The sequence below is a fragment of the Nocardia sp. NPDC050712 genome, assembly GCF_040654295.1.
Taxonomy (GTDB): Bacteria; Actinomycetota; Actinomycetes; order Mycobacteriales; family Mycobacteriaceae; genus Nocardia.
In genome coordinates this window covers 1828467-1853795 of record NZ_JBFAHT010000001.1, presented here as the reverse complement: position 1 = coordinate 1853795, position 25329 = coordinate 1828467, and the positions used below count along the sequence as shown (strand labels likewise).

Sequence of the window (25329 nt, the reverse complement as noted above, 5' to 3'; positions counted from 1 at the left end):
CGCCGCTCCACCAGGGAGCGGCGCCGGTCCACGACCGCATACCCGGGCCTCCGGGGGGCAAACTCCGGGTCCGGCCCGCCGAGCGGCACCATGCCGCGCACGCAGCCGGTAGGGTTGATGACCGTGACCAACACTTCCGGAGACGCGCATCCACTTTCGGACACGATGACCACCGCGGTCGCCGTGCACGACGGCGCCACCGTCCTGACGGTGGCCGGCGAGGTCGATCTGGCGACCGCCCCCGCCCTCGAAACCGCGATCGAGGGTGTGCTCGCCGAGGCGCCGCGCGCCCTGATCATCGATCTGACCGGCGTCAGCTTCCTCGCCTCCGCGGGCATGGCCGCGCTGGTCGCCGCGCACAAGCGCGCGGGCACGGCCACCACCATCGCGGTCGTCGCCGATGGCCCGGCCACCAGCCGCCAGCTCAAGATGACCAGTCTGGACCAGGTTTTCGCGCTCTACTCCACACTCGAGGACGCGCTGGCCGCCACGACTTCCTGAGCGGTAGCCGGGAACGCCGATGGCCGGGATCGTCGAGGGATCCCGGCCATCGGCGTGTTCGGCGCCCGGTCTCAGACCAGGTCGCGCAGCTGCTCGATCAAGGTGACGCGCTCGGCGGGCGTCGCCGCCATCGGCACCACGTTCAGCACGGTCACACCGGCTTCCTTGAACGCGGCGACGCGTTCCTTGACGAAACCGGCCGGGCCGACCAGCGAGACGTCGCGCACCAGGTCGTCCGGAACGGCCTTGGCGGCCTCTTCCTTCTTGCCCGCCAGGTACAGCTCCTGGATCTTGTCCGCCTCGGCGCCGTAGCCGTAGTTGGTGGCCAGCGTGTGATAGAAGTTCTTGCCCTTGGCGCCCATGCCGCCGATGTAGAGCGCCAGGTGCGGCTTCACGAATTCCAGCAGCGGCGTGACGTTCTCGCCGATCGCCAGCGCGGGGCCCGCGTACACCTGGAGCTCGCCCAGGCTCGGATCACGCTTGGCCAGACCGGCATCGAGGGATTCGCCCCACACCTGCTTGGCCTTCTCCGGCAGGAAGAAGATCGGCTGCCAGCCCTCGGCGATCTCCGCGGCCAGCTGCACGTTCTTCGGGCCGAGCGCGGCCAGCAGGATCGGAATGCGTTCGCGCACCGGATGATTGATCAGCTTGAGCGGCTTGCCCAGGCCGGTGCCGCGCTCGGCGGGCAACGGGATCTGGTAGTGCTTGCCCTGGTACTCGAGCTTCTCCCGGCGCCACACCTTGCGGCAGATCTCCACCAGTTCCCGGGTGCGCCCGATCGGGGCGTCGTAGGGCACGCCGTGGAAGCCCTCGATCACCTGCGGGCCGGACGCGCCGAGCCCCAAAGTGAACCGGCCTTCCGACACGAAGTCCAGACCGGCCGCGGTCATCGCGGTCAGGCTCGGCGTGCGGGTGTAGATCTGCAGGATGCCGGAGGCCAGCTCCAGCCGCTCGGTCTTGGCGGCCAGGTAGCCCAGGGCACTGACCGCGTCGAAGGAGTACGCCTCCGGGACGAAGACGATGTCGAGTCCGGCCTTCTCCAGGTCGGCCACTTCGGCGGCCGCTTCCTTGAAGCCGCCCGAATAGTTGATGCCCAATCCGATCCGCATGGTTCTCAACCTAACCGCCGCTCGCAGGTTGCTGCGCACCGGGCGGTAGCGTTGCCGCTAGCTCTCCACGTCATTGCCGCAACGAAAGGCCTCTTCCCGTGTCGCAGTCGAGCACCGCACCCACCGGCACCGCGTCCTCCTTCGGCGGCACCACCGTCGGGGAGTACCTCGGCGCGCTGGCGGCCAAGGTGCCGGCGCCGGGTGGCGGCGCGGTCGCGGCGCTGCACGCCGCCCAGGGCGCGGCGCTGGTCGCGATGGTCGCGCGCTACACCACCCGGGCCAAGGACGCCGAGCACAAGCCGGTCGTCGACCGCCTCATCGAGGCCGCCGACGCCTGCCGCGAGCGCGCGCTGGCGCTGGCCGACGCCGACGCCGCCGCGTTCACCGCGGTCGGCGCCGCCTACAAGCTGCCCAAGGAATCCGAGGGCCGGGCCGCGGCGATCACCGAGGCGCTGGTCGGGGCCGCCCGGGTGCCCGCCGCCGTGGTCGACGAGGCCGACGAGGTCCTGTCCCTGGCCGGTGAGCTGCTGCCGATCGGCAATCCGAACGTGGTCACCGATATCGGCGCCGCCGCCGATGCCGCCCGGGCCGCCGCGACCAGCTCGCGGCTCAATATCGAGATCAACGTGGCCTCGCTGGACGCCGTGCACGGTGACGAGTTCGCGCCGGTACTGCTGCGTATCGAGGCGCTCACCGCGCGGGCGGATGCCCTGCACGCCGACGTCTTGCACGCGGTCCGCAGCAGCTGAGCACGGCCGTCGGGGTGTACGCCGACGAGCAGTGGGTAACCGACCGGTATATAGATCAAAATTGAACCGTTAGCCCTTCTGATAGGGGGCTAAACTGGTCTTTCGCGTACACACCATCTCGAAAGGGGTGGAAATCATGAGGAGCGCACTCAGATCTCTGTTCCTCGCTCTATCGGTCTTCGCTGTCATCGCTTTCGGCGCACCCAGCGTCGTGCAGGCCGCGCCTGCGGATTTCCGTGCCAGTGCCGGCACCTTCGCCGACGGTGACATGTCGGCACACACCTTCACCGTGACCGTCGGCGGCGTCCCCCGCACCATGAACGCCTCCTTCGGCAAGCCCGGATACGAGACCCCGACCGGCACCTTCCCCGTACTGGAGAAGTTCCGCTCGGTGGTCTTCGACTCCCGCACCATCGGCATTCCGCTGAGTTCGCCGGAGGGCTACGTCATCAACGGTGAGTTCGCCGAACGACTCACCTGGGGTGGCGTTTTCATCCATTCAGCGCCCTGGTCGGTGGACTCGCAGGGCTACGCCAATGTCAGCCACGGCTGCATCAACCTGTCGCCCGAGGACGCCCAGTGGGTATACAACGTCCTCGACATCGGCGACCCCGTCAGCATCCACTGGTGATCACGCTGTATTCGATTCGGCCTGATCGGGGGCCTACATGGTCACGCTGCGCTACCGCCTCCGGCCCTGACCTCTCAGGCCGCGAGTCGCGCCGGTTCGTCCCGCGCGAGGAGCGCCGCATAATGCCCGCCGAGCTCCATGAGCTCGGCGTGCGTGCCGCGTTCGGCGATGCGGCCCTGATCCAGCACCAGAATCTGATCCGCGTCCCGGACGGTGGACAACCGGTGCGCGATGGTGAGCACCGTACGGCCCTCGGCCAGTGCGTCGATCGCGGCCTGGACCTCGCGTTCGGTGCGGGTGTCCAGCGCGCTGGTCGCCTCGTCGAGCAGCAGGATCGGCGGATTGCGCAGGATGGCCCGCGCCACCGCCAGCCGCTGCTTCTCCCCGCCGGAGAAGCGGTAACCGCGCTCGCCGACCTTGGTGTCGTAGCCCTGCGGTAGCGACGCGATGTGGTCGTGGATCTGCGCGGCCTGCGCGGCGGCGCGCAGTTCGGCATCGGTGGCATCGGGTTTGGCGAAGCGCAGGTTGTCGGCGACCGAGGCGTGGAACAGGTAGGTCTCCTGCGAGACCACGCCGACCGCGGCGGCCAGATCCGCGAAGGACAGCTCGCGCACGTCCACGCCGTCGATGGTGATCCGGCCGCTGGTGGCGTCGTAGAGCCGCGCCGTCAGATAGCCGAGAGTCGTTTTCCCGGAGCCGGTTTCGCCCACGATGGCCAGGCTGGTCCCGGCGGGCACGGTCACGTCGATGTCGTCGAGCACGGTGCCGGAACCGGCGCCGTAGGAGAAGCCGACGTGCTCGAAGCGGACCTCACCGCGCACCTTGCGCAGCGAGACCGGCCGCGCGGGCTCGGTGATGTCGGGTTCCAGATCCAGGTACTCGAAGATCCGCTGGAACAGCGCCATCGAACTCTGCACCTCGACACCGGTTTGCAGCAGCATCACCGTCGGCCGCAGCAGGGTGGTCTGCAAGGTGGTGAAGGCGACCAGCGTGCCGATCGAGACGAGCGGGGTGCCACCCGCCGCGGCGATGCCGGCGGCGAAGTAGATGACGGCGGGCATGGCCGACATGACGATCTGGATGACCGACTGCCGCCAGCGCCCCGCCATGTTCGCCCGGATCTCCAGGTCGACCAGGTCGCGTGATTCCCGCGAGAAGTCCGCCACCAGCGCGGGCGAGCGGCCCATGGTCCGGCCGAGCAGGATGCCGCTGACCGAGAGCGACTCCTCCACGATCGCGGACATGCCCGCGAGCTTGTGCTGGCGCTGACCGGTGATCTTGCGGCGCTCGTTGCCGACCCGGCGGCTGATCCAGACGAAGAACGGCAGCATGGCCAGCGAGACCAGGGTGAGCCGCCAGTCCAGCGCGAACATCGCGACGACGGCGGCGAGCACGGTGGTGAAGTTGGAGACCAGCGAGGTGGCGGTGGAGGTGACCGTGGACTGCATGCCGCCGATGTCGTTGGCGATGCGCGACTGCACCTCACCCGTGCGGGTGCTGGTGAAGAACGAGAGCGGCATGCGCTGCAGGTGCCCGTAGACCGCCGAGCGCAGATCGTGCATGACCTGCTGGCCGACGGTGGTGGAGATATAGGTTTGCAGCACGCTGAACGTGCTGGTCAGCGCGGCGACGATGATCATGCCGCCGGCCAGCAGGCCGAGCAGGCCGGTGCGGCCGCCGGGCAACGCGACGTCGAGGATCTCGCGCAGCATGAACGGTGAGGCCAGGCCGACCAGCGAGGACAGGCCGACGAGCGCGGCGACCACGCCGAGCTTGGCGCGATAGGGGTGGAAGAGCCGGAGGATCCGGCGGATCTGATCGGGGGGCTGCATAGGCGCCTCCTTCCTACAAATTCATAACACTGAGTATGGCTCATAATTCCCGAAAAGAACAATGAGCTATGATCGGCATCATGGACAGCGGCTCCGGCACGGTGAATGCGGAACACGACCTACCCGATCTGTTCCTGCGCACCGCGCGCCGGATCCGCCGCAACATGCACGCCCGCCTCGCCCCGCTCGGGCTCACCCCGAGCCAGGCCCGGGCGCTGCGCATCCTCGGCCGCTCGGCCCAGCCGCTGCGAATGACCGCCCTCGCCGAGCGGCTCGATATCGTGCCGCGCTCGGCGACCACCGTGGTCGACGCGCTCGAGGCCGCGGGCCTGGTCACCCGCGCCGCCGATCCCGCCAGCCGCCGCTCCACCCTGGTGTCCCCGACCGCGGCCGGGCACGCGGTGCTCGCCCGCATGGCCGAGGATCGGCGCCGGGCCGCCGCCGACCTGTTCGCGACCCTCTCCGCCGAGCAGCGCGGGCACCTGGGCGAACTGCTGGCACTGCTCGATGTCGATTCCGGCGAGGCCTGCGACCCGAACGAGCCGCGACGCGCCGGGTAGGCGCACTTAGGCCATCCGCGAGTCGGGAGTCCTTCTCCCCCGGTCGTTTCCACTAGTCTCGGGGTTGTTCCAGAATTCGCGCGACTGTTCTTGCGGCACTGGGGAGCCGGGAGAACCTGATGAAGGTGGGGAAATGGATCGACCGGAGACGCGGGCGAAACGCGGCGGTAATCAGGCCTATCAGGGGGAATGGTCGGATTGGGTGAGCCGCGAGCCCGAACGATCCCCCGCCGTGCGCGACCCGGAGTACTTCGAAGCCGATAGGTTCGCCCAGATGATCGACCGGTCCAAGCACCGCTCACCCGTTCCGCGCTGGCTGGTGCCGCTGGCCGGATCCCTGTTCGCCGCCGTGGTGCTGGCCGCCGCGTTCTTCGTCTTCCGCGGCGCACCCGAGCCACAATCGGCCGCCTCGAACACCTCGACGCAGATCGATGTCGCACCCGCCTCGGTCACGCCCCCGGCCGCGGAATGCCCGAACGAGCGGGTGGGCAATCGCATTCAGGGCAACGGCGTCGGCGGCGTCGACTCCGGGCCCGGCGCGATCTTCGCCTTCCAGTACGCCTTCTACGTGGAGCGTTCCGCGGAGAAGGCGCACGCGCTGGTGGCCTCGGACGCGGCGGTGTCCTCGGTGGCGGCCTTGCAGCAGGGCATCGACAGCGTGCCCGCCGGCACCACGCACTGCGTCGCGGTGACCGAGAGCGCCTTCGTCGGGCAGTACATCGTCGTGGTCACCGAGCACCGGCCCGACGGCGGCGCGTTCACCTACAACGCGCAGCTCGTCGTGACCGAGCGCAACGGCGGCAAGACCTTGATCACCGCGATCAAACCGGCCTAGTTCGCCCGTTCCGCGGCATCCACGACGTGCCGCATGAGCAGCGCGGTCGTCACCGGACCGACGCCGCCGGGCACCGGGCTCAGCCCGGCCGCCTTGCCGCGCACCGAGTCCGCGTCGACATCGCCGACGATGCCGCCGTCCGCGGCCTCGTTGGTGCCGACATCGATGACGATCGCGCCGTCGGCGACGTGCTTGCCGGTCACCAGGCCGACCCGGCCCGCCGCGGCCACGACGATCTCCGCGGTCGCGGTGATCGCGGCCAGATCGGCGGTGCGGGAGTGGCACACGGTGACGGTGGCGTCCTCGGCCAGCAGCAGCTGCGCCAGCGGCTTGCCGACGATATTCGAGCGCCCGACCACGGCCACGTGCCGGCCGCGCAGCGGAATCTCGTGGTGCTTCAGCAGTTCCACCACCGCCTCGGAGGTCGCGGGCACGAAGCCCGCGAGGCCGGAGGCCAGCAGGCCCAGCGACAGCGGGCTCACGCCGTCGACGTCCTTGCCGGCGGCGATCGCGGAGCTGACGTCGTCCAGCGCGACGCCCGCGGGCAGCGGGGTCTGCAGCATGATGGCGTCCACGCTCGCGTCGGCGCTGCGCGCCGCGAGTTCGGCGCGGATCTGATCAGCGGTCGCGTCGGCGCCGAGATCGATACGGTCGCACGCGATGCCGAGCCGTTCGGCGGCCTTGCGCAGCGAGTTCACATACCAGGTGCTCGCCGGATCGTCGTTGGCCACGACCAGGGCCAGACGCGGGGCCGGACCGTTCGCGGCGCGCGCGGCGGCACGCTGCTTGGTGTCGGCATTGATGGCGGCGGCGAGTTCCTTGCCGGTCAACGAGGCAGTATCCACGTTCGCACAGCCTAATGGGCGGGCCCGGGCGGGTTCCGCGCGCCCGGCCCGGGCGCGGCGGTCGGTTCCGCCCGGTTTGACCGGCTCCCGGAAACAAACCCGGGAAACCCCCCTGGCAATTGCGCCGTAATGGCCCGGACCGGTCGTATCGTTGGTTTGCTTGCCACCGGCTAACTGCCAGCTGACCTACCTGAAGACCCAGTTGCCGAGATCTGCTCGCTCGGCACCAGCGGAAAGGTGTCGCCTGTAGTGAAGATCTCGAGGCATTGGAAGTCCTACGCCGCCGTCGTGTTCGCGGCCGCTTCCCTCTCCGGCTTGACCGGCGCGCCCGCCCAGGCCGCCCCCGACATCGACGACCTCTACAACTCCGCCCAGCGCGCGTTCACCGACGGTGACGACGTCGCGGGCCGGGCGCACCTGCGCGCGGTCATCGACGCGAATCCCGGCGACGCCGAGGCGCTGTCGCTGCACGCGATCTGGTCGCACTACGCCAACGATCTACCCGCCATGATCGATTCGATGGCCCGGCTCAACGGCTTCGATCCCGGCATGGCCGCGGGCACCCAGGGCGTCATCAACGCCGTCGCCGCCGCGGCGGGCACGCTGCCCAACCCGCTGCCCGCACTGGTCGGCCCGAACACCGGCATCGTCGTGCTCGGCTACGGCCTGCTGCCCGACGGCGGCTTGCGGCCCGAGCTGGTCAACCGGCTCACGGCGGCCTGGATCCAGTCGTTGGCCGCGCCCTTCTCCCCCATCGTGGTCACCGGCGGGGCGCCGCAGAACGGCATCACCGAGGCCGAGGCCATGCGCAACTGGCTGCTCGGCCGCGCCGTGCCGCCCGAGCGCATCCACACCGAGACCCGCGCGGGATCCACGGTGCAGAACGCCCTGTTCGGTACCCGTTTGCTGCGTGATCTGGGCGCCGACAGCGCGGTCGTGGTCACCTCGCCCAATCACATCCGCCGCGCGGTCGCCGACTTCATGGTCGCGGGCACGCGTGTGGTGGGCGCGACCACCTCGATGGAGCAGCTCGTCTCCCAGCTGCCGCCGCCGGCCCGCAACGCCCAGCGCGGTATCTATCTCGACGCCACCCGCACCTTCCAGCTCACCGTCGCGCGGTAGCACGGCCCGGTCATTTCCAGCCGCGGCGCGGGATCCGGACGGATCCCGCGCCGCGTTCGTCGTGCGGACACTCTGATTCGTGCTGGCAGACCGGCGTCGGCACAGGGCAGGATGGCCAGGTGACGGCAGCGAGCAGTGTGGATGTGGTCGCCCGGTTACGGGCGGCCGGATGTGTGTTCGCCGAGGACGAGGCGCGGTTGCTGATCGAGGCCGCCGGGGCGACCGGCGCCGAACTGGACGTGCTGGTCGCCCGGCGGACCGCGGGTGAGCCGCTCGAGTACCTGGTCGGGTGGGCCGAATTCCATGGTGTGCGAGTCGGGCTCACGCCCGGGGTGTTCGTGCCGCGCCAGCGCACCGAGTTCCTCGTCGACGAGGCCGTCGCCCTGGCCCGCACCCGCGGTGCGCCGCCGGTCGCGCTCGACCTGTGCTGCGGCTCCGGGGCACTGGGCCTGGCCTTCTCGAATATCCTGGCGGCCGAGGATATTTCGGTGACCCTGGCCGCCGCCGACATCGAACCGGCCGCGGTCGAGTGCGCGCGCCGCAATCTCGCCGCGCTGGATGCTCCGGTCTACCAGGGGGATCTGTTCGCGCCGCTGCCCGCCGCGCTGCGCGGCCGCATCGATATCCTGCTCGCGAACACCCCGTATGTGCCCTCGGAGCTGATCGCCCGCCTGCCCGCCGAGGCCCGCGACCACGAACCCCGCACCGCCCTGGACGGCGGCCCCGACGGCCTCGACATCTTCCGCCGGGTAGTGGCCGGCGCCCGGGACTGGCTCGCCCCGGCGGGTCATCTGCTGGTGGAATCCGGTGCGGCCCAGGCCCGGACCGCCACCGAGATCCTCACCGAGCACGGACTGCGCGCCCGGGTCGCCCGATCCGAGGAGTACTACGCCACCGTCGTCATCGGCACCCGGCCCGGGGTTACTTCCGCCCGGTGAACTTCTCCATCGAGTTGTAGACGCCGACCGTGCTGAGGAAGACATCGCGCAGCTTGATCGGCAGGATGCCCGACAGCGCCTTGTTCAGCCGCGAGGTCCAGGGCAGGATGACCAGCGGATTGCCCTGTTTCATTTCCCGCCAGGAGGTTTCGACGACCTCGTCCTGATCCAGGATCGGGGTGAACCAGAAACCCTTGGCGCCGTCGAACATGCCGGTGTTGATGTAGGTCGGGCAGACGGTGGTGACCCGGACGTGGTCGTGGCCGGCCTGTTCCAGTTCCAGGCGCACCGAATCCGACCAGCCCAGCGCCGCCCACTTCGAGGCGGCGTACACGCTCATGCGAGGGTTGGCGACCAAGCCCGCCGAGGACGCGATGGTCAGCACCCGGCCCGCGCCCGCGCCCGCGACCATGGCGGGCAGGAACTCCAGCGTGATGTACATCGGCGCCAGCGCGTTGATCGCCATGGTCTTGTCGATGTCGGCGCGGTTCTCGGTTTCCCAGAAGTAGCTGTTGCCGCGCACGATGCCCGCGTTGTTCACCAGGATGTCGATATCGCCGACCTCGGCGCGCACCGCGGCCGCCGCGGCGGTGATCGCGTCGCGGTCGGCGACGTCGACCACGTTGTGGTGCACCGCCGTGCCGCGACCGGACAGCTCACCCGCGGTGGCCTGCAACGCGATCTCGTTGACGTCCCACAGCACCACCGCAGTCGCGCCCTCGCGAATCGCGCGTTCGGCGAACAACCTGCCCAGCCCCATGGCGGCGCCGGTGACGAGAACCTTCTTGCCCGCGACCGTTTCCAGCTTCATGCGTCCCTATCCCTGTGCGACCCGCGTCCGCCCTGAACGCGGGTACCAGGTTACGCAGGGTTACAGATACTTGGGGAACGTGGTCCGGCGGTGCGCCTCACCCTCGCGCGGGCACCGAGTCACGCTCGCGGGCGCGCTCGAAGCGCATGGCGCTGTCGGTGAGCGAGCCGTGCCGCAGCGCGACCAGGTCGCGGAAGTAGTTCATGCGCAGCTTCCACGGCGCACGATCGCCCTGCATCGGGAACAGGGCCGCGGCCCGCAGGACATAGCCGGGCATGAAGTTCGCGAACAGCGGCACCTTGCCGACCGACGGGTCGTGTACCGGAACGCAGCGGTCGTAACCGTGCTCGTCCATGTGCCGCAGCAGGCGCACGACATACTCGGAGACCAGGTCGGCCTTCAAAGTCCAGGAGGCGTTGGTGTAGCCGACCACGAACGCGAGATTCGGAACGTCGGAGAGCATCATCGCCTTGTAGGCCAGCCGCTCGGCCATCCGCACGGGCACGCCGTCGACCACCAGCTCCGCGCCGCCGAAGGCTTGCAGGTTCAGCCCGGTGGCGGTGATGACGATGTCCGCCTCCAGGCGCTGCCCGGAGACCAGCCGCACCCCGGTTTCGGTGAACGTCTCGACGGTGTCGGTGACGATATCGAGTTTGCCCTTGCGGATGGCGCGGAAGAAGTCACCGTCGGGCGAGAGGCACAGGCGCTGATCCCACGGGTTGTAGCGCGGCGTGAAGTGGGTGTCGATGTCGTAGCCGGGCGGCAGCCAGCGCTGCTGCCACCCGCGGATCCGGGCGCGCATCCGCTTCGGGAAGCGCTGGCTGTACTGGAACACGGTGGTGGCCAGGGTGACGTTCTTGGCCCGCGCCACCGCGTAGGCGGCCTTGGGCGGCAGGAACTTTCGCGCCCGCAGCGCCAGCCCGTCGGTGGCGGGCAGCGAGATGACGTAGCTCGGCGACCGTTGCAGCATGGTGACGTGCGCGCCCTGCTCGGTGAGCGCCGGGCCCAGGGTGACGGCGGTGGCGCCGCTGCCGATCAGCAGCACCCGCTTGCCTTCGACCTCGAGGTCCCCCGGCCAGTGCTGCGGGTGCACGATCCGGCCGCCGAAGGTCTCGGTGCCCGCGAACTCCGGCGTGTAGCCCGCGTCGTAGCGGTAGTAGCCGGCGCAGGAAACCACGAAATTCGCGGTGAGCGTGACGGTTTCGCCGGTGCCGCCGTGTTCGGCGCGCACGGTCCACCGGTTCTCGGCCGAGGACCACTCGGCGCGCCGCACCGTGTGCCGGTACCGGATGTGGCGATCGATGCCGTTCTCGGTGGCGGTGTCGCGCAGGTAGTCGAGAATGGTGTCCCCGTCGGCGATCGCCTTGTCCCCCAGCCAGGGCTTGAAGCGGTAGCCCAGGGTGTACATATCGGAGTCGGAGCGAATGCCCGGGTAGCGGAACAGATCCCAGGTGCCGCCGAGGTTCTCCCGGCTCTCCAGGATGGTGTAGCTCTTGCCCGGGAACGCCTCTTGCAGGTGGTAGGCCGCGCCGATGCCGGACAGTCCGGCCCCGACGATGAGCACGTCGACGTGCTCGTCCGCGGTGGTCATAGCTGGTCATCCTCTCGGCGCGGCACGGCCGCGGGCACGGCGGGCCGTCGGCGGCGCCGCCTCGATACCTCCAGCCTATCGAGCCAGGTGCGGCTGCCGGGCGGGTATACCGAACCATCGGGTCAGGGCCGCCCGCAGCGTCTCGGGCGCGGCCGAATCCGGGGCGGCCCAGGCGATATAGGAGTCCGGGCGCAGCAGCAGCGCGCTCGCGGGCGCGGCGCCGCGCGGCCGGGCCGCCACGTAGTCGACCCGGTCGTCCCAGTCGGCGGCGACGGCGGCCAGGTCCGGGTCCCCCGTCAGGTCGAGCAGCAGCGGGCGCGCCGTACGCGCCAGCTCACTCAACCGCACCGGACCGGCGGCCGTCTCCAGCTCCAGGTCCGGTGCGCATCGCCCGACCAGCGGATGCTCGGAATCGCCCCGGTCGTAGTGGATGTCGGAGCCGGCGACCAACTCGGCCAGGCGACACACCGTCGCCGCGTCGGCCAGCAGTTCGCCGAGCACCTCGCGCAGTGCCGTGATGTCACCGCCGGGTGCGAGCAGCGCGGATTGGGCGCGCGCCGAGAGCAGGGTGCGTTCGGCGGCGTGGCGGCGTTCGCGGTCGTAGGTGTCCAGCAGGTCGCCGGGTGCGTGCCCGGCCAGCGCGGCGGCCAGCTTCCAGCCCAGATTGAGCGAATCCTGCAGCCCCACATTGAGTCCCGGGCCGCCGCCGGCGGCGAACACGTGCGCCGCGTCGCCGACCAGGAAGACCCGGCCGCTCCGGAAGCGTTCGGCCACCCGGGTATTGCCGCCGGTGAGCCGCCGCAGCACGTGCGGTCCCGCCCCCGGCGGCGGACCCAGTGGCACCTCGACCGCGAGCACGCGGGCCAGGCTGGCCCGCAACTCGTCCAGGCGCATCGGTTCGGCGGTGGCGGGCTGGTCCCACTCGGTCGTGCTGACCAGCGGCGGATGCCCGGGGAAGGGCGCGTAGGAGACGCCGCCGCGATCGTTGCGATGCGGGAGGAACGGCGCGATGCTGCCGTAGCCGGGCACCACCAGCGCGCCGGTCGTCGCGTCCACCCAGTCGGCGGGCACCGTGGCGTGCGCGGTGCGGGTGGTGGTGCGGTCGTAACTGACGCCGGGGAAATCGATTCCGGTGAGCTTGCGGGTCGCGCTGTGGCTGCCGTCGGCCCCGACGAGGTATCGGCCGTGCAGTTCCGCGGTGCCCGCCGGGCCGGAGACCCGCACCGTGACAGCGTCTTCGCGCTGGGTGAGGCCGACTACTTCGGTGCCGCGCCGGATCTCGGCGCCGAGCGCGCGGGCGCGCTGCTCGAGCACTTCGACCAGGCGGCGCTGCGGGACCGGCAGGGTATAGAGCGGACTCTGTTCCAGCACACTCAAATTCAGTGGCAGGGCCGCGAACATGAAGTAGGAGTTGTTGGGTCGTGGCGGTTCCGCACTGCCGCTGAGGGCTTCGTGGAGACCGCGGCGGTCCAGCAGCGGAACCACCTGCCCCACCAGCCCGTTGGCCTTCGGTTCGGCGCTGGGTTCGGGCAGGCTTTCCAGCACCAGCGGCCGGATTCCGGCCGCACCCAGTTCGCAGGCCAGCAGCAGCCCGCACGGGCCCGCGCCCGCGATGATGACGTCGATCATGAGTTCCTCCGTGGCGCCGGTTCCGGCAGGCCCGCCGCGAGCCGATCCAGGGCTTCGGTCAGCAGCGGCGGCAACGGCAGCGGTGGATCCGCCGCCTGACTGTGTTCGATCGCCACCGCCGTGGCCGTACCGACCGCGGCGGCAACGAGTTTGGGGTAGAGGTCGCGCTCGGCGTCGGTGCCGGTGCGGGCCGCGACGGCGGCGGCCAGCTCCTGCTGCGCGCGGGTGTGCACCGCCAGCAGCGCGGCCTGCACCGCAGGCTCGGCCAGCATGCGGCGCACGCCGTCGACCCACCGGCGTTCCCGCTGCGCCGAGCCGTGCCCGCCGTGCTCGCTCAGGTCGTGCCCGAGCGGGAAACGCTCCCGCACCGCGGCCGAGATCGCGGTCCACAGCGGCTCTTTCGCGGGGCGGGCGCGTAGTTCCTCGGCGACCTGCCGCATCCGTTCCAGCTGCCGGTAGGCCACGGCCTCGCCTTTGCCGGCGAAGTAGTTGCGAAAAGTCCGCACCGAGACGTCCGCGGCCGCCGCGATGTCCTCGACCGTCACGTTCGACCAGCCGCGCTCGACGCTGAGCTGAATAGTGGCTGCGCTCAGCGCGAGCCGGGTCGCGCGCTTCTTGCGTTCCCGTAGTCCGAGACCCTCCACGTCCATGGGTCTCAGCATACGGAATCTTGCCCATTCGGCAATTTTGCCGATTCGGCAGGAATCGGGCCAGGTGTCTTAAATGTCCGGAACCCCTTCCGCGCGTGCAGGGTTCGGAGAATTCGACAGCGGATCGCAAGACCCCTGAACGAGCGACTTCAGCGTGAAGTCACTCACATCGAGCCAATGAAGTGGCTCACGATTCCGCATGTGAAACCACCTGGGCTATCAATTGCCGATCGGTAACCCGCTACCTTCGAAGGCGGCGCGGGCGGCCCGGGATCGACACCGAAAGCCGGTGGCACCGGCACACTTCGGGGCGCACACCGCTCGTGAGATCACATAGCCCTGCGATCACCAGTTTCTGACACTTCACGACACAGATACTTTTCCAGGGCGTCATCGGCGGCGGATGCGCCCGATCTTTCACCTACCCGCCCATTGTTACTCTCGGGTAATGTTCCGCCCGCCGATGATCACCGACGATCCGCCGGTCAAATCCGTCAGCGAATTCCAGGAGCTTACGTGTCGCATTCTCGATTCGAATCCATCGGCGCCTATCTGCCTTCGAATATCGTCTCGACCGACGAGCTGATCTCGCGGCTCAAAGAGACGCCCGCATTCGATCTGGAAAAGATCACCGGAATCAAAGAGCGGCGCGTGCACGACACCCGCCCGGAGAGCTACGAAGATTCCCTCACCCTGGCACTCAAGGCCGCCGACGACTGTTTGTCCAGGTCTCGCTATGGCGCAGCGGAACTCGACGTGATCATTTCGACCTCGATCACGCGCAGCAAAGATGCCACCCGGATGTACATGGAGCCGTCCTTCGCCTCCTTCATCGGAAAGCAGCTCGGCGCCACCAAGGCCATTACCTTCGATGTTTCCAATGCCTGCGCGGGCATGCTCACCGGTACCTACATTCTGGACCGGATGATTCGCTCCGGTGTGGTACGCAACGGCCTCGTGGTCAGCGGTGAAGCCATTACTCCGATCGCCGAAACCGCGGTCGAGGAGATTTCGGAGAAATACGATCTGCAATTCGCGTCGCTGTCGGTGGGTGACTCGGGCTGCGCGGTGGTGCTCGACGAGGCCGTCGACGACGCCGACAAGATCCACTACATCGAGTTGCTGACCGCCGCGGAGCATTCGCACCTGTGCCTGGGCATGCCCAGCGACAAGACGCCGGGCGTCGCGCTTTACACCGACAATCGCAAAATGCACAACGAGGCGCGGTTCATGCTGTGGCCGGACGCGCAGCGCTCGTTCTTGGAGCAGCGCGAATCCACCTTCGCGCAGGAGAATTTCGACTACATCATTCATCACCAGTTCGGCGCCGCGGCCGTGCCCTATGCCAACGCCATCGCCGCGCGCGAGTTCGGCGCCGCGATGCCGCCGGATCTGAACGTCATCCACAAATACGGAAATACCTCCACCACTTCGCATTTCATCGTGCTGCACGATCAGCTCGGTGATCAGAACATCGCGGCGGGTTCGAAACTGCTGATGGTCCCCGCGGCCTCCGGCGTCGTCGCCGGCTTCCTGTCCACCACCATCTCGTCGCTGAAGGTCTGAGGTCTCTGCCATGGGCGTGCGTATCAAAGCCACCGGAACCAGCCGGGGCGCCGGCACCAACAGCATCGTCGAGCACAGCGGCCTGGCCGCGCGAAACAGCTTGGCGCAGGCCGGAATCCAGCCCGAGCAGGTGGGCGTGCTGATCAACGCGGGCGTCTTCCGCGATTCCAACACCGTGGAGCCCGCCGTCTCGGCGCTGATCCAGAAGGCCGCGGGCATCGGCCTGGACTATCACTCCAAGGACGACGCGCGGACGTTCTCCTTCGACCTGATGAACGGCGCGATCGGCGTGCTGAACGCGGTGCAGGTCGCGAGCTCGGTGCTGGAGACCGGCGGGGTCGAGCACGTGCTGATCGTCTCCGGGGACACCCATCCCTCGCTGGCGCGGTCCGCGGCCGACGCCGAATTCCCCTATGCCACCGCGGGTGCCGCGCTGCTGCTGGAGCGCACCGCGGATGCCGAGGGCTTCGGCCGGGTGCACACCGCGACGGCGCCGGGCACCCCGGCGGTGCAGTCCTACGTCGACACCGCCACCATGGGCACCGTCGGGCGCGGCCTGATGACCGTCGAGCGGGAGCCCGATTTCGCCGATCGGCTGCTCGGCGTCGCCCTGGAGGCGGCGCTGGCGGCACTCGCCGATCAGGACCTCTCCGGTCTGGCGCTGATCGCCTCCACGCCCACGCCGGAATTCCCGAAGCTGCTCGCCGACGCCCTGGGTATCGACCAGGACGCGGTCCGCACCCCGGATCTGTCCGACGGGGACCCGCACACCGCGGCCCTGCCGCTGGCCTACGACCGCGCCGTGACCGAGGGCACCCTCGGCGGGTTCACCCGGGTGCTGTTCGTCGCCGCCGGCGCCGGACCGTCGGCGGCCGCCGTGCTGTACCAGCTGCCCGCATGACGGCGACCTACTGGCAGGCCATCGATCGGTTCCGGGCGTTCGCGCGTGCGGAACCGGCTCGGTCGGCCGTGATCTACCCGGACGGGACCGATTCGGCCGGGCTGCCCGCCTACCGCGAGCTCACCTATCGCGAGCTGGACGCGTGGTCGGACACGCTCGCCGAGCGGCTCACGGCATCCGGTGTGGCGAGCGGCACCCGCACCATCGTGCTGGTGCTGCCGAGTCCGGAGCTGTACGCGATCCTGTTCGCGCTGTTGAAGATCGGCGCGGTGCCGGTCGTCATCGATCCGGGCATGGGGGTGCGCCGGATGGTGCACTGCCTGCGCGCGGTCGAGGCCGAGGCGTTCATCGGGATCCCGCCCGCGCACGCGCTGCGGGTGCTGTTCCCGCGCAGCTTCCGGCGCGTCCGCACCGCGGTCACCGTCGGCAAGCGCTGGTTCTGGGGCGGGCCGACGCTGGCGAGCTGGGGCCGGACACCGGACGGCGCGCTGCCCGAGCGTGTCCCGGGTGACCCGGCCGACGTGCTGGTCATCGGGTTCACCACGGGCAGCACCGGTCCGGCGAAGGCGGTGGAACTGACGCACGGCAATCTGGCCGCCATGGTGGAGCAGGTGCACACCGCACGCGGCGAGGTCGCGCCGGACACCTCGCTGATCACCTTGCCGCTGGTCGGAATTCTCGATCTGCTGCTCGGATCGCGGTGCGTGCTCCCGCCGTTGATCCCGAGCAAGGTCGGCTCCACCGATCCCGCCCACGTGGTCGACGCGATCCAGCGGTTCGGGGTGCGGACCATGTTCGCCTCCCCGGCCTTGCTGATTCCACTGCTGCGCCACCTGGAGTCGGCCCCGGCCGAGCTGGACACGCTCGGCAGCATCTTCTCCGGCGGTGCGCCGGTGCCGGATTGGTGTGTCGCCGGGCTGCGCGCGGTGCTGCGGGCGGACGCGCAGGTGTTCGCCGGGTACGGCTCCACCGAGGCGCTGCCGATGTCCACCATCGAATCCCGGGAACTGCTCGACGGTCTGGTCGAGCGGGCGCACCGCGGCGACGGCACCTGCATCGGGCGGCCCTCGGACCGGGTCCAGGCCCGGCTGATCGGCATCACCGACGACCCGATTCCGGCCTGGGCGGACACGGAATCGGTGGCCGGCGGCCTGGTGCAGGCGCGCGGGATCGGCGAACTGGTCGTGTCCGGCCCGAACGTGAGCACCCACTACTACTGGCCCGAGCACGCCAACGCCGCCGGCAAGATCGCCGACGGCGCCGTGACCTGGCACCGCACCGGCGACCTCGCCTGGATCGACGAGCAGGGCCGAATCTGGTTCTGCGGACGCAAGAGTCAGCGTGTGCGGACCGCGGACGGGCCGATGTTCACGGTGCAGGTGGAGCAGATCTTCAACCCGCTGCCCGGCGTCGCCCGCACCGCCCTGGTCGGGGTGGGTAAGCCCGGCGAGCAAAAGCCGGTGCTGTGCGTGGAGCTGGAGGCAGGCGCGGATCAGGGCGCGGTCATCGGCGCATTGCTCACGCGCGCCACCGAATTCGACCTCACCGCGCCGATCGAGCACTTCCTCGTGCATCCCGGTTTCCCGGTCGATATCCGGCACAACGCCAAGATCGGCCGTGAACAGCTCGCGATCTGGGCGGCCAAGCAGGTGCAAGACCTGTGAAAACGAACGCACTGCAAGCGATTCCGATCCTGGGCTGGCTCTATCTGCTCGGCGGCCTGTTCGCCGCGCTGGCCGGGCACGCACCGGAAAACCGTTTCCTGCGGGCGATCTGGTGGATCGACGCGTTCCTGAGCGTCGTCGTGCACGCCGCCCAGATCCCGGCGGCACTGCGGGCTACCGGGGGCCGGGATCCGGTGAAAACCGCGGTCCTGACCCAGATCTTCGGACTCACCTACTGGCGCACGAACGGAGACCCGCGATGAAGGTACTGGTGACCGGCGCGTCCGGCTTCCTGGGCGGCGCGCTGGTGCGCCGCCTCGTCGCCGACGGCGAGCACGAGGTGTCGATCCTGGTGCGGCGCACCAGCAACCTGGCCGATCTGGGCGCGGCCCGGGACCAGGTGCGGCCGGTGTACGGCGATCTCGGCGATCCCGAGTCGCTGATCGCGGCGACCAGCGGCATCGACGTGGTGTTCCACAGTGCCGCCCGGGTCGACGAGCGCGGCACCCGCGAGCAGTTCTGGGCGGAGAACGTCACCGCGACCGAGCGGCTGCTCGAGTCGGCGCGCCGCAACGGCGCGTCCCGTTTCGTCTTCATCTCCAGCCCCAGCGCGATGATGGACTACGACGGCGGCGATCAGCTCGACGTGGACGAGTCGGTGCCCTATCCGCGCCGATACCTGAACCTGTACTCCGAGACCAAGGCCGCGGCCGAACGCGCCGTACTGGCCGCCGACACCCCGGAATTCCGCACCTGCGCGCTGCGCCCGCGGGCGATCTGGGGTGCGGGCGACCGGTCCGGGCCGATCGTGCGCCTGCTCAGCCGCACCGCCGAGGGCAAACTGCCCGACCTGTCCTACGGCCGCGACATCTACGCCTCGCTGTGCCACGTCGACAATGTCGTCGAGGCCTGCGTCGAGGCCGCGGGCTCGGACGCGGTGGGCGGCAAGGCCTATTTCATCGCCGACACCGAGCGGACCAATGTCTGGCGCTTCCTCGGCGAGGTCGCCACGCGGCTCGGCTACGCACCGCCGACCCGGCAGCCGAACCCGCGCGTGCTGCACGCCATCGTCGCCGTGCTCGAGATCCTCTGGCGCATACCGTTCCTCGCCACCCGCTGGTCGCCGCCGCTGTCGCGCTACGCGGTCGCGCTGATGACCCGCAGCGCCACCTACGACACCTCCGCCGCCACACGCGATTTCGGCTACCGGCCGATCGTGGACCGGTCGACCGGGCTGGAAGGCTTCCTGGCCTGGCTCGAAACCCAGGGCGGCGTAGTCGAACTCACCAAGGATGTGCGATGACCTTCCGCCGGCCGATCTCCCCCACCGAGCGCATGTACTTCCCGATGCGCGATATGGCCCCGCCGTTCCTCATGCAGTTGGTGATCACGGGCGACGGCGCGATCGACGCCGAGCAGTTGCGGCAGGCGGTGCACGTCGCCGCCCAGGCCTGTCCGGGCGCGCGGCTGGCCCGCCGCGGCAAGGAGTGGGTCGACAGCGGCGTCGCGCCCGCCGTACGGGTGGTGGCGGGACACACCACCGCCTATCCGGCGATCGAGACCGACCCGGTGCTGACCAGCCCGATCGGCCCGTCCCCGGATTCGACCGTCGAGGTGCTGCTGCTCACCGGCGCGCCGACGACGCTGGTGTTCCGCGTCTTCCACGGCGTGATGGACGGCATGGGCATGGTGCTGTTCGCCACCAGCGTGCTGCGGGTGCTGCGCGGTGAGGAGCCGGCCGAGCTGGCCGATCCGATCGCCGACGCCGAACTGGTGCGCCGGATCGGCGCGCCGGGCCTTCCGGCGGCGATGGTGCCGACCTTCCGCACCGCGGTCGGCCACGGGCGGCAGGACCGGGACGCGCCGCGACATCTGCTGCGCCGCCGCACCATTCACGCCACCGGTGCCGGCGCGGTCGCCCGGGTCGCCGCGCTGCTGGCCGAGCAGACCACGGGCACCTCGCGGATCATGATGCCGGTCGACCTGCGCCGCCACGATCCGGCGCTGCGCTCCACCGCGAACCTGGCGCTGCCGCTGTTCCTCGAGGTCGAGCCGGGCATGGCGTGGACCGCGGTGAAGGAGCAGATCAAGACCGGGCTCACCGAGCGGCGGGAACTGAACCAGATGGCCGCGACCCGGCTCACCATGGTCCCCGACGCCGCCAACCGCGCGCTGCTGCGCTCGCTCAACAAGATGGGCGCCGACCGCGGCCGCAACCTGGCCTCGGCCACCGTCTCGCACATGGGCCGCTTCACCCACGCGGAGCTGGCCGTCCCCGGCTTCACCCCGACCTCGATCTACACCCTGCCCCAGCACAGCGTCGCCATGCCGCTGCTGTTCGGGTTGATGGAGTTCGACGGGCGCACCGAACTCACCGTCTCGGCGCGCAACGGCGCCGGCATCGAGGACCGGCTGGAGGCCCTGCTGGATCGCCTCGTGCGGACCCTCGAGCAGGAACTTCCCGCCAAGCCCTGACCCCCTGTCCCGGACACCAGCGCCGCCCCGACAGAATCGACGAGTTCGATTCCGCCAGACCGCAGCAGAGGCACACTTGAGCACCACGATCGCGTCCGACGTCCGCAGCTCCCGCGCGGGCGGTGCCCGATGACCGCCTGGGCGCGCCTGCTCATCGCCCGTCCCAAGCTGGTGCTGGCGATCGTCGTCGCCGGCATCGGGCTGTTCGGGCTCTACGGCGCGGGCGCCTCGAAGAATCTCAGCGCGGGCGGCTTCATCGACCCGCACAGCGAATCCACGCAGGTCGAGCAGCTGGTCAGTGCGCACTTCGGGCCGCAGAACGCCGACCTGATCGCGCTCTACACCGCGCCGGAGGGCAAGACGGTCGACGACATCGGCCCCGAGGTACAGGCCCGGCTGGGCCAGATCGACTCGACGCTGCTGGCCAAGCCGGTGGAGAGTTACTGGAACAGCATGCCGGGGCGCAAGGCGTTCCTGCGGTCGGCCGACGGCAAGCAGGCGATCGCGGTGGTGTTCACCGCGGGCGACGAGAGCGCCCGCCTGGCCGCCTATCCGGAACTGGAAGCGGCGCTGCGCGTTCCGGGCGTCGACACCCGCATGTCGGGCTACAGCGCGGTGTCCACCGAGATCACCACCCAGTCCCAGCGCGATCTGGTTGTCGCGGAATCGATTTCGCTGCCGATCACCCTGCTGATCCTGGTCCTGGTGTTCGGCGGCGTGGTCGCCGCCGCGCTGCCGGTGGTGGTCGGATTGCTCGCGGTGGCCGGATCGATGGGCGCGATCCGGGTGCTCACCGAATACACCGAGGTGAGCACCTTCGCGGTGAACATCGCCTCGCTGCTCGGGCTCGGCATGGCCATCGACTACGGCCTGTTCCTGGTCAACCGGTTCCGGGAGGAGATCGCCGAGGGCCGCGACGTGCCCGCCGCGATCCAGCGCACCTGCGCCACCGCGGGCCGCACCGTCGCGTTCTCGGCACTGCTGCTGATCTGCGCGTTCGCGGGCATGTTCGTCTACCCGCAGGCCGTGCTGCGCTCGCTCGGGTTCGGCGCCATCGCCGCGGTCGCCCTGGCCGCGCTGCTGTCGCTGACCGTGCTGCCGGCGCTGCTGGCGCTGTTCGGCGAGCGGATCGGGCGTCCGAAGCCGAAGAAGGTGGCCCGTCAGGACCGCACCGAGCGGTTCTGGGGCCGGGTGGTGGACGCGGTGCTGCGCCGGCCCGCCACGGTGGCCCTGGCGGTCGGCGCGATCCTGCTGCTGCTGGCCGCGCCGGTGCTCGACATCCAGCTCGGCGAGATCGACCACCGCGCGCTGCCCGCGGACAACAGCATGCGCCAAACGGTGGACGAGCTCAGCGCCGAATTCCCCGGCGCGAAGACCGGAGCCACCGCGGTCTTGCAGGGTGTGGACGGGGCGGTGCCCCAGTCGGCGCAGCTGGCCGCCGCGATCCGCGACCTGGACGCGGTCCCCGGGGTGAGTTCGGTGGCCCAGGTCGGGCGCACCGGCGACTTCGTGGTGCTGCACGCCTTCCTCGACGCGGGTGATCGCAGCCCGGCCGCGCAGGACACGGTCACGGCCCTGCGCGAGGTCACGCCGCCCGCGGGCACCACGATCCGGGTGGGCGGCGACACCGGCGCGGCCCGCGACGGGATCGACGCCATCATGTCCCGGATGCCGTTCATGATCGCGACCATGGTGCTGGCCACGGTGTTGTTGCTGCTGGTGGCGTTCCGGTCGATCGTGTTGCCGCTCAAGGCCGTCGCCATGGCGTTCCTCAGCCTGGCCGCCACCTTCGGCGTGCTGACCTGGATCTTCAACCAGGGGCATCTCGGCGGTGTCCTCGGCATCGCCCCGGGCCCGATCGACGCGGGGATGATGGTGCTGATCATCGCCGTGATCTTCGGGCTGTCCACCGACTACGAGGTGTTCCTGCTGTCGCGGATGTCCGAGGCGCATCAGGCCGGTGCGGACACCGCCGAGTCGGTCCGGGTCGGCACGATCAAGACCGCGCGGGTGATCACCGCGGCGGCGGTACTGCTGGTGTTCGTCACCGGGGCGTTCACGCTCTCACCGCTCACGCCGATGCGATTCATCGGGGTCGGCATGATCACCGCGCTGGTGCTGGACGCGACGCTGGTGCGGATGCTGCTGGTCCCGGCGCTGGTCCAGCTGATGGGCCCGGCGAACTGGTGGCTGCCCGGGCGGCGGCGGGGGCACGCGGTGACGGTCGTCGAGACCGCGGACCGCGAGCCCGCTCAGCCCCAGCTGTAGAAGAACGTGCGCAGGATCAGCGCCAGGATGAAGACCACCGTGAACGCCAGGTCGATGCCGGTGCCGCCGAAGCGGATCGGCGGAATGATCTTGCGGACCGGCGCGAGCACGGGTTCGGTCAGCGTGGTGACGAGCTGACGGGGCTTTTCCGCCCACTGCGGCCGATCCGCGAGGATCATGACCCAGTCCAGCACCATCCGCGCGATGAGCAGGACGATGAACACGGTGGTCACGAAACCGAGCAGGGTACCGAGGAAGGCCATTGGTGCACTCCTTAGGGATCGCCGCTATGGCGTCTTACCGGCTCAACGCGAACGACCAGTCCGAAAGTTCCGGTCGCGCCCCTCACCATAAGCAGTGATCAGGGCCGATCCCGGTATTGGAATGGGATCATTTCAGCCCCGCAGCGCGGCCAGCACCCGCGCCGCCTCCGCCCGGTGCGCACCCCGGATGACGAACTTGGTGAAGCCCCAGCGCTTCTGATGTCCGAGCAGCTCCGCGCACAGCTCCGCCACGGTGCCGAGCAGGACGTACGGCGCGTCCAGCAGGTCCCGCGCGGTGGCGCCGGTCACCTCCTCGGCCAGGCGGGCGGCCGCCGCCTCGGCGTCGTCGGTGATCTCCAGGTACTGCACGAGCGCCTCGAATTCCGGGGCCCGGCCCGCCGCCTCGGCCGCCGTGCGGACCGTTTCCACCTGCTCGTCGACCTGGGCCACCTGCCAGCGGGTTTCGTGATCGCGGCCGTCGGCGAGGGTCCGCCCGAGCCCGGAGAAGTCGATGATGTCGGCGGTGGCGGCGGCATAGCGCAGCAGGCGCGGGTTGTTGCCGCCGACGCGCAGCGGCATCCGCTCCTGCACCGGCCGCGGGCTGTCCAGGACCGCGGCGCTGAGCGTGAAGTGCTCGCCCGCGACCGAGAGCGTTTCCCCCGCCAGCAGCCGGCGGGTGAGGTCGGTCAGCTCGATCATCCGCGCGATCCGCGCGCCCGGGCCGGGACGTTCGCGCCCCTGCATGGACCATTCGAACGGGTTGTGGCCCGCCCCGACACCGAGGTCGCAGCGGCCCGCCGACAGTAGATCGAGGGTGGCCGCCTCCACGGCCAGCGGCAGCGGCTCCCAGAATCCGCCGTTGATCACATTGGTGCCCAGGCGGATGCGCTGCGTCACCGCCGCGGCGGCGGCCAGCGACGCGAACGGCGCGGCGCAGGCGCCCGGATGATCCGGCACCAACAGGGTGTCGAAACCGTCGCGCTCACAGTCCCGGACGAACTCGGTCCATGATTCGACCCGGGCCAAGGTGTTCTGGATCGCGAATGTCGGTACGGCCATGGCAGGCTCCTTCCGTTGCGGCACACGGTAGTTCGTGCGGCAGCGGGGCGGCCGGGGTTCTGCTCTCGGCGAAGCCGCGCCGATTCAGGCGGTGTCGCCGAAGGATTCGAGCAGGGTGCGCAGAGTGGCGGCCAGCCGGGCGCGCTGCGCGGGGGTCAGCGGGGCCAGCAGGCGCTCCTCGGTGGCGACGTGGTCGGGCAGGGCCTCGTCGACCAGGGCGCGGCCCGCCGCGGTGAGAGTCACCTGGATGCCGCGGCCGTCGGAGGCGCTGCGGGAGCGGGTGACCAGGCCGCGTTCTTCCAGACGATCCAGGCGCTGAGTGATCGCGCCGGAGGTGACCATGGCCGAGTGCATCAGCTCGGTCGGGGTGAGGCGGTGCGGCGGATCACTGCGGCGCAGGGTCGCGAGCACGTCGAAGGACGCGCCGTCCAAGCCGTGTGCGGCAAAGGTTTTGCGCAGCTCGGCCCCGGTGAACTGGCTCAGCCTGCTCAGGCGGCCCAGCACCGCCATCGGCGAGACGTCCAGGTCGGGGCGCTGGGTTGCCCACTGTTCGAGCACCCGGTCGACATGATCGGTCACCTCAGCAGCGTAGCGAATACCTCAGCGGTGAGCTATCTCATAGCGGGATTTTTCTTAGCCCTAAACTATGTTCCTTAGAGCTAAGCAATCAGGTTCGAGAGGAAATCCCATGCGCATCACAGTGTTCGGAGCAGCGGGCGAGGTCGGCAGCCGGGTCGTCGCCGAGGCCCTGACCCGCGGCCACGAGGTCACCGCCGTGGTCCGGGACCCGGCCCGCGCGGCCGCGGTCCCCACCGGGGCCACGCTCGCCGTCGGCGACGCCGCCGTGGCCGCCGATGTCGAACGGCTCAGCGCCGGACAGGATCTCGTCATCACCGCCACCCGCCCGCCGGCCGGTTCGGAAGCGGAACTGGTGCACGTCACCGCGGCGATGCTGTCCGGTGTCGCCCCCACCGGCACCCGCCTACTGGTCGTCGGTGGCGCGGCCACGCTGACGGTGCCGGGCGGCGCCACCCTGCACGAAACCCCGGACTTCCCCGCCTTTCTGCGCCCCATCGCGCAGGCCTGCTCCGCGCAGCTGGCCCTGGTGCGCGCCGACACCAGCATCGACTGGACCTATCTGAGCCCACCCGCCGAACTGATTCCCGGCCACCGCACCGGCTCCTACCGCCTGGGCCGCGACGAACTGCTCACCGATGCCGCGGGCATCTCCACCATCTCCATGGAGGACTTCGCCGTAGCCCTGCTCGACGAGGCCGAACGCCCCGCCCACCGCCAGACCCGCTTCACCGTCGCCGCGGCGTGAACAGGA

Annotated in this window: 24 protein-coding genes and 1 pseudogene; 15 read left to right on the top strand and 10 right to left on the bottom strand. The window is 70.0% G+C overall.

Translation table 11 applies throughout. The features are described from left to right. The first annotated feature begins 165 nt into the window (after nucleotides 1-165). Nucleotides 166-501 (top strand): STAS domain-containing protein, encoded by a 336-nt coding sequence (locus tag AB0H76_RS08950; RefSeq protein ID WP_357320539.1) that lies wholly within the window; start codon nucleotides 166-168, stop codon nucleotides 499-501. Nucleotides 502-572: 71 nt separating this feature from the next. On the opposite strand, the gene AB0H76_RS08945 is transcribed toward AB0H76_RS08950, so the two are convergent. After that, nucleotides 573-1610, bottom strand: coding sequence for an LLM class F420-dependent oxidoreductase (locus AB0H76_RS08945; RefSeq protein WP_357319471.1), 1038 nt, complete (start codon nucleotides 1608-1610; stop codon nucleotides 573-575). Nucleotides 1611-1708: 98 nt separating this feature from the next. Between AB0H76_RS08945 and AB0H76_RS08940 the strand changes: the two genes are divergently transcribed. Together AB0H76_RS08940 and AB0H76_RS08935 are read left to right on the top strand one after the other, a co-directional pair. Further along, nucleotides 1709-2359 (top strand): cyclodeaminase/cyclohydrolase family protein, encoded by a 651-nt coding sequence (locus tag AB0H76_RS08940; protein ID WP_357319468.1) that lies wholly within the window; start codon nucleotides 1709-1711, stop codon nucleotides 2357-2359. A 265-nt stretch (nucleotides 2360-2624) separates the two neighbouring features. Continuing rightward, nucleotides 2625-2990 (top strand): annotated as a pseudogene (locus tag AB0H76_RS08935) (L,D-transpeptidase); the annotation flags it as partial. A 74-nt stretch (nucleotides 2991-3064) separates the two neighbouring features. On the opposite strand, the gene AB0H76_RS08930 reads toward AB0H76_RS08935, so the two are convergent. Then, complete coding sequence (locus AB0H76_RS08930) at nucleotides 3065-4822, bottom strand: ABC transporter ATP-binding protein (protein ID WP_357319465.1); 1758 nt, start codon at nucleotides 4820-4822, stop codon at nucleotides 3065-3067. A gap of 80 nt (nucleotides 4823-4902) precedes the next feature. Here AB0H76_RS08930 and AB0H76_RS08925 point away from each other — a divergent pair, with 80 nt between their 5' ends. Together AB0H76_RS08925 and AB0H76_RS08920 are read left to right on the top strand one after the other, a co-directional pair. Next, nucleotides 4903-5382 (top strand): MarR family transcriptional regulator, encoded by a 480-nt coding sequence (locus AB0H76_RS08925; RefSeq protein ID WP_357319462.1) that lies wholly within the window; start codon nucleotides 4903-4905, stop codon nucleotides 5380-5382. A 133-nt stretch (nucleotides 5383-5515) separates the two neighbouring features. After that, complete coding sequence (locus AB0H76_RS08920; protein ID WP_357319459.1) at nucleotides 5516-6217, top strand: hypothetical protein; 702 nt, start codon at nucleotides 5516-5518, stop codon at nucleotides 6215-6217. Here AB0H76_RS08920 and AB0H76_RS08915 read toward each other — a convergent pair. After that, the gene (locus tag AB0H76_RS08915; protein ID WP_357319456.1) at nucleotides 6214-7062 is read right to left on the bottom strand and encodes a bifunctional 5,10-methylenetetrahydrofolate dehydrogenase/5,10-methenyltetrahydrofolate cyclohydrolase; all 849 of its coding nucleotides are present in this window, start codon (nucleotides 7060-7062) and stop codon (nucleotides 6214-6216) included. The genes AB0H76_RS08920 and AB0H76_RS08915 overlap by 4 nt on opposite strands. Nucleotides 7063-7311: 249 nt before the next feature. Here AB0H76_RS08915 and AB0H76_RS08910 point away from each other — a divergent pair, with 249 nt between their 5' ends. Continuing rightward, nucleotides 7312-8184 (top strand): YdcF family protein, encoded by an 873-nt coding sequence (locus AB0H76_RS08910; protein ID WP_357319453.1) that lies wholly within the window; start codon nucleotides 7312-7314, stop codon nucleotides 8182-8184. A gap of 119 nt (nucleotides 8185-8303) precedes the next feature. Beyond that, nucleotides 8304-9122 carry a putative protein N(5)-glutamine methyltransferase gene (locus tag AB0H76_RS08905; RefSeq protein WP_357319450.1) on the top strand — a complete coding sequence of 273 codons (819 nt, stop codon included), beginning with the start codon at nucleotides 8304-8306 and terminating at the stop codon, nucleotides 9120-9122. Here the strand turns inward: AB0H76_RS08905 and AB0H76_RS08900 are convergent. From AB0H76_RS08900 to AB0H76_RS08885, 4 genes are all read right to left on the bottom strand, one after another. After that, complete coding sequence (locus AB0H76_RS08900; protein WP_357319448.1) at nucleotides 9106-9933, bottom strand: SDR family NAD(P)-dependent oxidoreductase; 828 nt, start codon at nucleotides 9931-9933, stop codon at nucleotides 9106-9108. The genes AB0H76_RS08905 and AB0H76_RS08900 overlap by 17 nt on opposite strands. Before the next feature lie 97 nt (nucleotides 9934-10030). Further along, a complete protein-coding gene (locus AB0H76_RS08895) occupies nucleotides 10031-11524 on the bottom strand; it encodes an NAD(P)/FAD-dependent oxidoreductase (RefSeq protein ID WP_357319445.1) in 1494 nt (497 codons plus the stop codon). A 75-nt stretch (nucleotides 11525-11599) separates the two neighbouring features. After that, nucleotides 11600-13153, bottom strand: a complete 1554-nt coding sequence (locus AB0H76_RS08890; protein ID WP_357319442.1) for an FAD-dependent monooxygenase — start codon at nucleotides 13151-13153, stop codon at nucleotides 11600-11602. Beyond that, a complete protein-coding gene (locus AB0H76_RS08885) occupies nucleotides 13150-13803 on the bottom strand; it encodes a TetR family transcriptional regulator (RefSeq protein WP_357319439.1) in 654 nt (217 codons plus the stop codon). Before AB0H76_RS08885 ends, AB0H76_RS08890 begins: the two co-directional genes overlap by 4 nt. Nucleotides 13804-14319: 516 nt before the next feature. On the opposite strand from AB0H76_RS08885, the gene AB0H76_RS08880 reads away from it, so the two are divergent. From AB0H76_RS08880 to AB0H76_RS08850, 7 genes are all read left to right on the top strand, one after another. Beyond that, nucleotides 14320-15369: a 3-oxoacyl-[acyl-carrier-protein] synthase III C-terminal domain-containing protein gene (locus tag AB0H76_RS08880; protein WP_357319436.1), complete on the top strand. Its 1050-nt coding sequence runs from the start codon at nucleotides 14320-14322 to the stop codon at nucleotides 15367-15369. Nucleotides 15370-15379: 10 nt separating this feature from the next. Beyond that, nucleotides 15380-16270, top strand: coding sequence for a hypothetical protein (locus tag AB0H76_RS08875; RefSeq protein ID WP_357319433.1), 891 nt, complete (start codon nucleotides 15380-15382; stop codon nucleotides 16268-16270). Next, nucleotides 16267-17934, top strand: coding sequence for a fatty acid CoA ligase family protein (locus AB0H76_RS08870; RefSeq protein ID WP_357319430.1), 1668 nt, complete (start codon nucleotides 16267-16269; stop codon nucleotides 17932-17934). Before AB0H76_RS08875 ends, AB0H76_RS08870 begins: the two co-directional genes overlap by 4 nt. Beyond that, a complete protein-coding gene (locus AB0H76_RS08865) occupies nucleotides 17931-18197 on the top strand; it encodes a hypothetical protein (protein WP_357319428.1) in 267 nt (88 codons plus the stop codon). The genes AB0H76_RS08870 and AB0H76_RS08865 overlap by 4 nt, the downstream gene beginning before the upstream one ends. Continuing rightward, on the top strand, nucleotides 18194-19237 hold the full coding sequence (locus AB0H76_RS08860) for an NAD-dependent epimerase/dehydratase family protein (RefSeq protein WP_357319425.1): 1044 nt from the start codon (nucleotides 18194-18196) through the stop codon (nucleotides 19235-19237). The genes AB0H76_RS08865 and AB0H76_RS08860 overlap by 4 nt, the downstream gene beginning before the upstream one ends. Beyond that, on the top strand, nucleotides 19234-20409 hold the full coding sequence (locus tag AB0H76_RS08855; protein WP_357319422.1) for a peptide synthetase: 1176 nt from the start codon (nucleotides 19234-19236) through the stop codon (nucleotides 20407-20409). Before AB0H76_RS08860 ends, AB0H76_RS08855 begins: the two co-directional genes overlap by 4 nt. 129 nt (nucleotides 20410-20538) lie before the next feature. Then, on the top strand, nucleotides 20539-22677 hold the full coding sequence (locus tag AB0H76_RS08850; protein WP_357319420.1) for an MMPL family transporter: 2139 nt from the start codon (nucleotides 20539-20541) through the stop codon (nucleotides 22675-22677). Here AB0H76_RS08850 and AB0H76_RS08845 read toward each other — a convergent pair. From AB0H76_RS08845 to AB0H76_RS08835, 3 genes are all read right to left on the bottom strand, one after another. Next, a complete protein-coding gene (locus tag AB0H76_RS08845) occupies nucleotides 22662-22940 on the bottom strand; it encodes a YggT family protein (RefSeq protein ID WP_357319417.1) in 279 nt (92 codons plus the stop codon). The two genes, AB0H76_RS08850 and AB0H76_RS08845, sit on opposite strands and share 16 nt — an antisense overlap. A gap of 132 nt (nucleotides 22941-23072) precedes the next feature. Next, nucleotides 23073-23999, bottom strand: coding sequence for a TIGR03621 family F420-dependent LLM class oxidoreductase (locus tag AB0H76_RS08840; protein ID WP_357319414.1), 927 nt, complete (start codon nucleotides 23997-23999; stop codon nucleotides 23073-23075). An 84-nt stretch (nucleotides 24000-24083) separates the two neighbouring features. Next, nucleotides 24084-24578 carry a MarR family transcriptional regulator gene (locus AB0H76_RS08835; protein ID WP_357319411.1) on the bottom strand — a complete coding sequence of 165 codons (495 nt, stop codon included), beginning with the start codon at nucleotides 24576-24578 and terminating at the stop codon, nucleotides 24084-24086. 109 nt (nucleotides 24579-24687) lie between these two features. On the opposite strand from AB0H76_RS08835, the gene AB0H76_RS08830 reads away from it, so the two are divergent. Continuing rightward, complete coding sequence (locus AB0H76_RS08830) at nucleotides 24688-25323, top strand: NAD(P)H-binding protein (protein ID WP_357319408.1); 636 nt, start codon at nucleotides 24688-24690, stop codon at nucleotides 25321-25323. Nucleotides 25324-25329: the final 6 nt, after the last annotated feature.